The sequence below is a fragment of the Shimia sp. genome, assembly GCF_041624275.1.
Lineage (GTDB): Bacteria > Pseudomonadota > Alphaproteobacteria > Rhodobacterales > Rhodobacteraceae > Shimia.
Window position 1 is genome coordinate 20130 of the sequence record NZ_JBFJVE010000010.1, and the last position, 10312, is coordinate 30441.

Genomic DNA, 10312 nt, shown 5'->3' on the forward strand with positions numbered 1-10312 from the left:
GGGGCGCATGCTCTGTTCAATTTGGCGCACAGACTATGGGCTGACTTGCGGCGGCGAAATGACGATCGTCAAAATTTCGTTGAAGCGCAAAGGGTTAGTGTCTAAGGGCTTGGCCGCAAGCGGTTTTTGCCGATGCCCTTGCAGGCTGATCCGGGGCGGCGGGTGGGCTTTTCGCGCGGCGTCTGCCGTTCTGCAGAGCCGGCGGCGCGCCGGGGGCCGCTGCACGGGACGCAACGAAACATGCCCCGCAGACCGATGTTTCACCCTCAATGCGGCTTTTGCCATTGTAATTTGCAGGACGCTGGTCTTATTTAGGGGAAGGAGAGTCCGCCCGGCGGACCTCTGCCATGAGTTTCGCTGGATGTGATGCGCGACGGCCCCGAGGCCCGGTATCCCGTCCAGACCGATTGAGCCCCTGATACAGGGGCAGTGAGACGCCCGAACTGCCGCAGGCAGAGGGCATATAACAGACACAGGACGGGGCGTGGATCACTGCGATTCGTCTTGTGTCGGAGAAGAAACGCGATGACGCGCGCGAACAGAGTGTTTGACCGAGCAGAGGCCGCATGCGGCCCTCTCGGCCGCGCGCGGCCCGTCGCCCTGACAAGACACCCCCTGCAATTCAACTCCAACCCTCCTCCAGGGCGCAGTCGATTGCGCGGGTGCAAACGGATAACATGCCTAAGAAAATGCTCATTGATGCCACCCATGCGGAAGAGACCCGCGTCGTGGTGGTCGACGGAAACAAGGTCGAGGAATTCGACTTCGAATCCGAAAACAAACGCCAGCTTGCCGGCAATATCTATCTCGCAAAAGTAACCCGGGTCGAACCCTCGCTTCAGGCCGCCTTCGTCGATTACGGCGGCAATCGCCATGGCTTTCTGGCCTTTTCCGAGATTCACCCCGACTATTACCAGATCCCCGTCGCCGACCGCGAGGCGCTGATGGAAGAAGAGCGCGCCTATGCGGAATCGCAGAAGGCGCGCGACGAGGACGAGGAAGAAAAGAAAAAGCCCAGCCGGTCGCGTTCGCGCAGCCGCTCGCGCAGCCGTGGCAAGGCCAAGGACAGCGCCAAGAGTGCCGCCGCGAGCGAAGAGGCCTCGGCCGAGGCGGCGAGCGACCAGATCGAAGGCATGGAGACCATCGATCTCGGCGAGGACACCACCGAGGACTCCACCGAGGGGCTGTCGCCGATGGAGCTGGTGCGCGACACCCCGGTCGAAGAGCCGGAGGCCGCCGAAGCGACCGAGGCGGCCGCCGAAGCCGATGCCGATGCCGACAGTGCGCCGGAAGAAGTCGCCGCTGAGGAAGTGACGGTCGAAGAGGCCGCAGAGGCGGTCGACGAGGCCCCCGAAGCGGCAGCGCCCGAGGCGGCACCGGCCGATGAAGCCGATGAAACAACCCCGCAGCCGGCCGAAGAGGCCGCAGCCACCGAAGAGGCCGAAGCGGCGCAGGACGATACTGCCCAAGAGGATGTCGACGAGGACGGCGCGGACAAGGACAGCGCGGACAAGGACGGCAAGGACGGCGGCAGCCGCACCATGGCCGCCAATACCGAGGGCGAAGACGCGGTCGCGACCCGCGACCCGGCGACCGGTGAAGAGACCGAAAGCGCCGAGCCGGCCGAAGCCAGCGATGACGCCGATGGCGACGCGGAAGCGGTAGAAACCTCGCAAACCGAGGCCGCCGAAGACGACACCGCAGGCGACGATGCGGCCGAGACGGCCGAGGAAGACTCCGAAGGCGAGGACGACGCCGACGAGACCGACGAGGCGCTTCCGGCCGACGACGAGGATGCATCGCACAGAAAGGGTGCCAGCGCTTCGGAAAAGGATGACAGCATCGAATCCGTTGCCGACGAGGACGACAGCGAAGACATCCGCCCGGTGCGCAAACCGCGCCCCCGCCGCTACAAGATTCAGGAAGTGATCAAGGTCCGCCAGATCCTTCTGGTGCAGGTGGTCAAGGAAGAACGCGGCAACAAGGGCGCGGCGCTGACCACCTATCTGTCGCTGGCCGGTCGCTATTGCGTCCTGATGCCCAACACCGCCCGTGGCGGCGGCATCAGCCGCAAGATCACCAATGCCCCGGATCGCAAGAAGCTGAAAGAGATCGCGGGCGAGATCGACGTGCCCAAGGGCGCCGGCCTGATCATCCGCACCGCCGGAGCCAAGCGCACCAAGGCCGAGATCAAGCGCGACTATGAATATCTGCAACGGCTGTGGGAACAGATCCGCTCGCTGACGCTGAAGTCCATCGCGCCGGCCAAGATCTATGAAGAGGGCGACCTCATCAAACGCTCGATCCGCGACCTTTACAACCGCGAGATCGACGAGGTTCTGGTCGAGGGCGAGCGCGGCTACCGCATCGCCAAGGACTTCATGAAGATGATCATGCCGTCCCACGCCAAGAACGTGAAGAACTATACCGAGACCCTGCCGCTCTTCGCCCGCTATCAGGTCGAAAGCTATCTCTCGGGCATGTTCAACCCGACGGTGCAGCTGAAATCGGGCGGCTATATCGTGATCGGCGTCACCGAGGCGCTGGTGGCGATCGACGTCAACTCCGGCCGCGCCACCAAACAGGGCTCGATCGAGGAAACCGCGCTCAACACCAACCTCGAGGCCGCCGACGAGGTGGCCCGCCAGCTGCGCCTGCGTGACCTTGCGGGTCTGATCGTCATCGACTTCATCGACATGGACGAGCGGCGCAACAACGCGGCGGTCGAAAAGCGCATGAAGGATCGGCTGAAGACCGACCGGGCCCGCATTCAGGTCGGCCGCATCTCGGGCTTCGGCCTGATGGAGATGAGCCGCCAGCGTCTGCGCCCCGGCATGATCGAGGCCACCACACAGCCATGCCCGGCCTGTCACGGCACCGGCCTGATCCGGTCGGACGACAATCTGGCGCTGTCGATCCTGCGCGAGGTCGAAGAAGAGGGCACCAGAGGCCGGTCGCGCGAAGTGCTGGTCAAATGCCCGGTGGCGATCGCCAATTACATGATGAACCAGAAGCGCGAGCACGTGGCGCGGATCGAGGCCCGCTATGGCATGTCGGTGCGCATCGAGGGCGATGTGCATCTGGTGTCGCCGGACTTCACGCTCGAGAAGTTCAAGACCGCGACCCGGCCGGTGGCCGAAGCCGCCCCGGTGGTCTCGGTCGATACCTCGATCATGGACGCGGTGGACGAGGACGAGGCCAAACCCGACGAGACCCCGGTGGCGGTCGATGCAGTCGATGTGGCCGAGGCCGAGGACGGCAAGCCCAAGAAACGCCGCCGCCGCCGTCGTCGTCGGGGCAAGTCCGGCGCAGCAGGTGAAGACCGGACAGACACGCAGCCCGAGACCGGGTCTGGGTCTGGGTCTGGGTCTGGGTCTGAGTCCGAAGCTGACGAGGCCGACGAACCGAGCGACGCGCAGCCCGCCGAGGCAGCAGCCGGCGCGGAACAGGGCGACGAGGGCGAGGCCCCGAAGAAATCGCGCACGCGCAGCCGGACCCGCAGCCGCAGCCGCAGCCGGTCGAAGGCCGCGCCTGAAGAGGCCGAGGCCGAGACCCCGGCCGAAGCGGCGACCGAGGCAGCGACGGGTTCCGAGGAGAACGCCGCCGAGGTGGACGCATCGGGCGTCGAGGCCGGCCAAGCGCCTGTCGCCGAGACCGAAGAAACCACCGAGACCGTGGACGCGGACACCGCCGCGCCCGAAGAGACAGCCGGGGAAAGCGCCGAAACCGTCGATGACGGCGCTCCTGCCGAAGCTGAAGCCGAGGTCGAGGTGGCCGTTGAAAATGGCGCCGCACCCGTGGCCGATACCGAGACAGAGGCCGAGACCGAGACAGAGGCCGAACCGGAAGCCGAGGCCGAGCAGGACCAGCCTGCCGCCGAGCCGGCACCCGAATCCGAACCCGAACCCGAACCCGAGGCCGATCCGGTGCCCGAAGCGCCGAAAAAGCCCAAGCGCAAGGGCTGGTGGTCGGTCGGCGGCTGACCTGCCGGGAGACCCGGACTGAAAACGAAAACCCCGCGCGCCACTTGGCACGCGGGGTTTTCTTTGCGGTGCGGGTGCCGGGAGCCGGCCGCGCCGAGCTCCGGGGTCTGCTGCGGCCTGCTGCTCTAACCCTTGGCGCCCTGGCCGCGGGCATAGATGTCTTCATAGCGGATGATGTCATCCTCGCCGAAATAGCTGCCGGTCTGCACCTCGATCAGAACCATCGGCAGTTTTCCGGGGTTCTCCATCCGGTGCACGGCGCCAAGCGGGATATAGACCGACTGGTTCTCGCTCACCAGCTTGACCTCGTCGTCGACCGTGACCTTGGCGGTGCCTTCGACCACGATCCAGTGTTCGGCGCGGTGGTGATGGCTTTGCAGGCTGAGGCTGGCACCGGGGTTGACCACGATCCGCTTGACCTGGAAACGCGGCCCGATCACCAGGCTCTCGTACCAGCCCCAGGGGCGGTAATCGCGGGGCAGGGTCTCGGCCTGGGCGACGCCCTGGGCCTTCAAAGTCTGCACCGCCCGCTTGACGTCCTGGGCGTGGTCCTTGTGGGCGATCATCACCGCGTCGGGCATGGCCACGGCGACGATGTCCTTCAGCCCGATACCGACCAGCTGCTGGGCCTCGCTGGTGGCCTGCAACAGCGTGTCGGAACAGTCGATGGCAGTGGCCGGGCCGGCGGTGACGATGCCGGCCTCGTCCGGGCTGCCGTCGCGCCACACCGCCTGCCAGTCGCCAAGATCCGACCAGGCGCCGCCATAGGGCACCACGGTGAGATTCTCGGCCCGCTCCATCACCGCATAGTCGATCGAGATATCCTCGAGCTGCTCCCAGGCCTCGGGGTCGAGCCGGGTGAAACCGAGATCGCTTTCGGCGCCCTCATGGGCCTCGCGGACCCGCGCCAGCGTCTCGGGGGCGTGGCGCGCGAAGGCGGCGAGAATGGCGGTGGTGGAAAACAGGAAGATGCCGGCATTCCAAAGATGCAGCCCGCCGGCAAGCAGGCTCTCGGCGGTGGCGAGGTCGGGTTTCTCGACAAAGCTTTTCAGCGCCTGCGGGCGGGCCGAGAAATCGGCATCGGGCTGGGTGGTGAGCTCCAGCCAGCCATAGCCGGTTTCCGGCCGGTCGGGGCGGATGCCGAACGTCACCAGCTGGCCCTCGGCTGCGGCCGGGGCGGCGGCGGTGACGGCGTCGCGGAAGCGCGCCGCATCGGGGATCACGTGGTCCGACGGGGCCACCAGCATCAGCGCGCCGGACGACTTGTCCTCGAGCGCCAGCGCGGCGGCGCAGATCGCGGCGGCGGTGTTGCGCGCCGAGGGTTCGATCAGGATATCGGCCGGGGCGATCTCGAGCGCGGCCAGCTGTTCGATCACCACGAAGCGGAAATCGGCGCCGGTCAGGATGCTGGGGGCGGCGAAGCCTTCGCCGCTGAGACGCCGGGCCGAGGCCTGGAACAGGCTTTCCTCGCCGGTCAGGGGGACGAATTGCTTGGGGTAGGACTTGCGCGAAAGGGGCCACAGACGTGTGCCGGAACCGCCACAAAGAAGAATTGGATGAATGACTTGGTTCATAAATATGCCCTTTGTAAGCCTTTTGGTTATTTCTGCCTGCCCAACTGAAAAGCGCAGCCGGGGCTTGATTGCAAGGATTTTCCGGCCCGGCCCGGCAACGGTGCCCGAGGTCAGCCCCGGCCTGCCGGCCGCAGTTCGCCGAAGGCCTGCGGTTGCAGGATCAGATCGGCCAGCGTGTAGCGGTCCATCACCTCCATGAAGGCCGAGAGCGCCTCGTTCACCAGCCCCGGCAGGCGGCAGACCGGGGTGATCGCACAGGCATTGTCGGGCCGGAAGCATTCGACCATCTCGAAATCGGGTTCGGTCAGGCGCAGGACATCGCCCAGCCGGATCTCTTCCGGCGGTCTGCCAAGCGTGAAACCGCCGCTGCGTCCGCGTTGCGATCGCAGCATGCCGGCACTGGCCAGCGTACCGACGATCTTCATCAGGTGGCCGCGCGAGATGTCATAGGCTTCCTGGGTTTCGTCGATCGTCACCAGCCGGTCGGGGTAGGCGGCGGTATAAAGCAGGACGCGCAGCGCATAATCCGACATCACGGTCAGGCGCATGGCCGGTCTCCGGCCTGGCAGTCCGCGCCGGCGGGCAATAATGGGCGTCTTGGTGGCACGGACGGGGTTTGATCGGGCATCGGGCTCTCCTGCGGTTCGGGCGAATCTAGGCCATTCCGGCGCCCGGGTAAAAGGAAATCCGGCAATAAAGAAATATTGACAATATTTTTTAAATTGCCTAGAAAGGCAACCTGCCACTGCAAGGAACCCTGCCATGTCCGACACGTTCCAGTCCGACACGACCCAAGCCCCCCCGCCCGCGCCGGTGATCGTCGATCTGCGCCCGATGATCCCGCCGCAACGCCACGCCACGGTTTTTGCCGCGATCGAGGGGCTGGCGCCGGGGGCCAGCTTCGTTCTCATCAACGATCACGCCCCGGTGCCCCTGTTGCGCCGCATGGAAGAGATCTGGCCGGGGCTCTACGACTTCCAGTACCTCAGCGACGGACCCGAGGTCTGGCAGGTCGCCATCACCCGCCGCAGCGCCTGAAAACCCTTCCGGAGAGTGCCGAGATGACCCAAGCCCAAGCCGTTCCCGTCGAGGATGCCGCCGAGCTGACCCTTTTTATCGAGCGCCGCTACCATGCGCGCCATCGCCAGCAACTGCCCCATCTGGTGAAGCTCGCCGCCATGATCGAGGATATCCACGCTGGCGACGCCGGCCTGCCCGCCGGGCTGAGCCTGCTGTTGCAGCGCATGGGGCAGGAGATGGAGATGCATATGCGCAAGGAAGAGATGATCCTGTTCCCCGCCATCCGGCGCGGCGGCATGCCGGGCATCGAACATCCGATCGCGGTGATGCGGGCCGATCACGAGGGCCACGCCGACGACCTTTCAGCGATCCGCAGCCTGACCCGGGATTTCACCCTGCCGGAGGGGGCCTGTAGCAGCTGGCAGACCTTGTATCGCGATCTGGCCGAGTTTACCGAGGATCTCGGGGAACACATGCGGCTCGAGAACGAGGTGCTGTTCCCGCAATTCGAAACCGCGCGCTGACGGGCGGGCAGGGTCCAAGGCAAGACGATGACAGATGACACCAAAGGGGGCGGCGCGGGCGGCTATGCCTCTCCGCCCTGCATGGCCCATGAAATCGACCCGACCTATTTCGATCCGCTCGGCGTCGAGGCGCAGCAGGCGCGCGATGTGGCGCGCTGGCGCCGGGCCGAGCGCGGCCGGCTGCTCGAGGCCCGGCGCGCGCTTGGGGTCGAAGGGATCCGGGCGGTCGGCGCGGCGCTGGTGCGACATGTCGGCGATGCGCTGGCCGCCCGGATCGGCAGCCGCCGGGATCTGGTGGTTTCGGTCTATTGGCCGATCAAATCCGAGCCCGACCTGCGCCCGCTGATGCAGGATCTGACCGAGCGGGGGCTCCGCGTCGCGCTGCCGCTGGTCGAAACCAAGCGCGCGCCGCTGGTGTTTCGCGAATGGACGCCACGAACCCGCATGCAGCGCGGCGACTGGAACATCCCGGTGCCGCCGCCCGATGCCCCCGAACTCAGGCCCGACATCGCGCTGGCGCCACTGGTCGGCTGGGACGATGGCGGGTATCGACTGGGCTATGGCGGCGGCTATTTCGACCGCACGCTGGCGGCGCTGGCGCCGCGCCCCTATACCATCGGGGTCGGGTTCCAGTCTGCTCGGCTGACGACGATCTATCCGCAGCCGCATGACATGGCGCTCGACGCGATCGTCACCGAGGCCGGCGCGCAGCAGATCCGCCATCGCTGAGCGCGCCATCGCGGGCACAGGGCCCTTGCGGGGCGGGCGAAGCCGCGCCCGCTGTCCGGCCGCGCTTTGCCGGGGCCCGATGCGCGGTTTGCCAGCAATGCGAGAATCCGGCTTGCCTTTGCGGCGGCTCTCGTGCTCCATGGGTGCCAGACCCTGGCAATAAAGGCATTGCGCGCTGCTGTCCGGGTGAGCGGAGCCAGTCTGCTCGAAACCGGGACAGGTCCTGCCCACAGGCTCTGCGCCCTGCGTGCAACCGGCTCTTTTCAGACAGAACAGGCGGCGCGCCCGCCCCAGCCGGAGACCAGCCATGCTGCACAATGACCATCTTGAACAATGGGACCGGGAAAACTTCTTTCATCCCTCGACCCATCTTGCCGATTTCGCGCGGGGGCAGGCGCCGCAGCGCGTCATCAGCACCGCCTCGGGCTGCCATATCGAGGATCGCGACGGCAATCGCCTGCTTGATGCCTTTGCCGGGCTGTACTGCGTCAACGTCGGCTATGGCCGCCCCGAGATCGCCGAGGCCATCGCCGAGCAGGCGCGCGAACTGGCCTATTACCATGCCTATGTCGGCCATGGCACCGAGGCCGCGATCACGCTGGCGAAAATGGTGCTCGACCGCGCACCCGACCACATGTCGAAAGTCTATTTCGGCCTTTCCGGCTCGGATGCCAATGAAACCAACATCAAGCTGGTCTGGTATTACAACAACATCCTCGGGCGGCCCGAGAAGAAAAAGATCATCTCGCGTTGGCGCGGCTATCACGGTTCGGGGTTGATGACCGGCTCGCTGACCGGGCTCGAGCTGTTCCACAAGCGGTTCGATCTGCCGCTGGCCCAAGTGCTGCACACCGATGCGCCCTATTATTACCGCCGCGACAGGGCCGATCAGAGCGAGGCCGAGTTCACCGCCCAATGCGTCGCCGCGCTGGAAGAGCTGATCGCCCGCGAAGGTGCCGACACCATCGCCGCCTTCATCGGCGAGCCGGTTCTGGGCACCGGCGGCATCGTGCCGCCGCCCGAGGGCTACTGGCCGGCGATCCAGGAGGTGCTGGAGCGCCACGACATCCTGCTGATCGCCGACGAGGTGGTGACCGGATTCGGCCGGCTCGGCACCATGTTCGGCTCGGACCGCTACGGGATGCGCCCAGATCTCATGACCATCGCCAAGGGGTTGACCTCGGCCTATGCGCCGCTCTCGGGGTCGATCGTCTCCGATGCGGTCTGGCAGGTGCTCGCGCGGGGCAGCGACGAGACCGGCCCCATCGGCCACGGCTGGACCTATTCGGCGCATCCGATCGGGGCCGCGGCCGGGGTCGCCAACCTGAAGCTGATTGATGATCTGAATCTGGTCGAGAATGCCGGCACCGTCGGCGCCTATCTCAATGCGCGCATGGCCGAGGCGCTGGCCGATCACCGCCATGTCGGCGAGGTGCGCGGCACCGGCATGCTCTGCGCCGTCGAATTCGTCAAGGACCGCGACGGCCGGACCTTCTTCGATGCCGCCGACAAGATCGGGCCGCATATCGCTGCGGCGCTGCTCGAGCAAAGCAAGGTCATCGCCCGCGCCATGCCGCAGGGCGACATCCTGGGCTTCGCGCCGCCCTTCTGCCTGAGCCGGGACGAGGCCGACCGCATCGTCGAGGCCACCGCGCGGGCGGTGGGCTCGGTGCTGGGCTGAGTGAGAAACGGAAAGCGGAAAGGAGCCACGCATGACCCATAACAGCCCGTCGAACGCCCCGTTCAGCGCCGCCGAATACGACCGCCGCCTGAAGCAGACCCGCGCCGCCATGGCCAAGGCCGGCCTCGAGGCGCTGTTCGTCACCGACCCGTCGAACCAGGCCTGGCTGACCGGCTATGACGGCTGGTCCTTCTACGTCCATCAGGGGGTGATCCTGACCATGGAGGGGGCGCCGGTCTGGTGGGGCCGCCACATGGACATGATGGGCGGGCGCCGCACCTGCTGGATGGATCACGCCCATATCCTCGGCTATGGCGACCATTACGTGCAGTCGACCGAACGGCACCCGATGCAGGATCTGGCCGGGCATCTGCGCGACCGGGGGCTGGCGACGGCGCGGATCGGGGTCGAGATGGAGAACTACTATTATTCCGCCAAGGCCCATGCGGTGCTGGGCGCCGAGCTGCCCGGGGCGACGCTGGTCGACGCCACGGCGCTGGTCAACTGGCAGCGGCTGGTGAAATCCGGCGAAGAGATCGCCTTTGTCCGCAGGGCGGCGCGGATCTCGGAAAAGGTCATCGACACCGCCATCGAGCGCGCCGCGCCGGGGCTGCGCAAGAACGATCTGGTGGCCGAGATCCTGCATGCCGGCATCACCGGGGTCGGCGAGGATTGGGGCGACTACCCGGCGATCGTGCCGCTGACCCCCTCGGGGCTGGATGCCACCGCCGCCCATCTGACATGGAACGGTGCCCCGATGCGCGCCGGCGAGGCCACCTTTTTCGAGCTGTCGGGCTGTTA

At 66.4% G+C, this 10312-nt stretch carries 8 protein-coding genes; 6 read left to right on the top strand and 2 right to left on the bottom strand.

The window, feature by feature from the left end:
* Positions 1-677: 677 nt before the first annotated feature.
* The gene (locus tag ABZD10_RS01830) at positions 678-3983 is read left to right on the top strand and encodes an Rne/Rng family ribonuclease (RefSeq protein ID WP_372884397.1); all 3306 of its coding nucleotides are present in this window, start codon (positions 678-680) and stop codon (positions 3981-3983) included.
* 125 nt (positions 3984-4108) lie between these two features.
* On the opposite strand, the gene ABZD10_RS01835 is transcribed toward ABZD10_RS01830, so the two are convergent.
* Complete coding sequence (locus ABZD10_RS01835) at positions 4109-5557, bottom strand: mannose-1-phosphate guanylyltransferase/mannose-6-phosphate isomerase (RefSeq protein ID WP_372884398.1); 1449 nt, start codon at positions 5555-5557, stop codon at positions 4109-4111.
* Between the two features lie 110 nt (positions 5558-5667).
* A complete protein-coding gene (locus ABZD10_RS01840; RefSeq protein WP_372884399.1) occupies positions 5668-6105 on the bottom strand; it encodes an Rrf2 family transcriptional regulator in 438 nt (145 codons plus the stop codon).
* Positions 6106-6319: 214 nt separating this feature from the next.
* On the opposite strand from ABZD10_RS01840, the gene ABZD10_RS01845 reads away from it, so the two are divergent.
* The 5 genes from ABZD10_RS01845 to ABZD10_RS01865 form a co-directional block, all read left to right on the top strand.
* A complete protein-coding gene (locus tag ABZD10_RS01845) occupies positions 6320-6595 on the top strand; it encodes a DUF2249 domain-containing protein (protein ID WP_372884400.1) in 276 nt (91 codons plus the stop codon).
* Between the two features lie 23 nt (positions 6596-6618).
* Positions 6619-7101, top strand: a complete 483-nt coding sequence (locus tag ABZD10_RS01850) for a hemerythrin domain-containing protein (protein ID WP_372884401.1) — start codon at positions 6619-6621, stop codon at positions 7099-7101.
* 27 nt (positions 7102-7128) lie between these two features.
* Positions 7129-7830, top strand: coding sequence for a 5-formyltetrahydrofolate cyclo-ligase (locus ABZD10_RS01855; RefSeq protein ID WP_372884402.1), 702 nt, complete (start codon positions 7129-7131; stop codon positions 7828-7830).
* Between the two features lie 307 nt (positions 7831-8137).
* Complete coding sequence (locus tag ABZD10_RS01860) at positions 8138-9511, top strand: aspartate aminotransferase family protein (RefSeq protein ID WP_372884403.1); 1374 nt, start codon at positions 8138-8140, stop codon at positions 9509-9511.
* Positions 9512-9542: 31 nt separating this feature from the next.
* Positions 9543-10312 (top strand): M24 family metallopeptidase (locus ABZD10_RS01865; RefSeq protein WP_372884404.1); only part of this gene is annotated, 770 nt, incomplete at its 3' end.

What these genes read in the sequence shown, in the direction of transcription:
- ABZD10_RS01830 (WP_372884397.1), top strand. Translation starts at nt 678, where the DNA reads ATGCCTAAGAAAATGCTCATTGATGCCACCCATGCGGAAGAGACCCGC.
- ABZD10_RS01835 (WP_372884398.1), bottom strand. Translation starts at nt 5,557, where the DNA reads ATGAACCAAGTCATTCATCCAATTCTTCTTTGTGGCGGTTCCGGCACA.
- ABZD10_RS01840 (WP_372884399.1), bottom strand. Translation starts at nt 6,105, where the DNA reads ATGCGCCTGACCGTGATGTCGGATTATGCGCTGCGCGTCCTGCTTTAT.
- ABZD10_RS01845 (WP_372884400.1), top strand. Translation starts at nt 6,320, where the DNA reads ATGTCCGACACGTTCCAGTCCGACACGACCCAAGCCCCCCCGCCCGCG.
- ABZD10_RS01850 (WP_372884401.1), top strand. Translation starts at nt 6,619, where the DNA reads ATGACCCAAGCCCAAGCCGTTCCCGTCGAGGATGCCGCCGAGCTGACC.
- ABZD10_RS01855 (WP_372884402.1), top strand. Translation starts at nt 7,129, where the DNA reads ATGACAGATGACACCAAAGGGGGCGGCGCGGGCGGCTATGCCTCTCCG.
- ABZD10_RS01860 (WP_372884403.1), top strand. Translation starts at nt 8,138, where the DNA reads ATGCTGCACAATGACCATCTTGAACAATGGGACCGGGAAAACTTCTTT.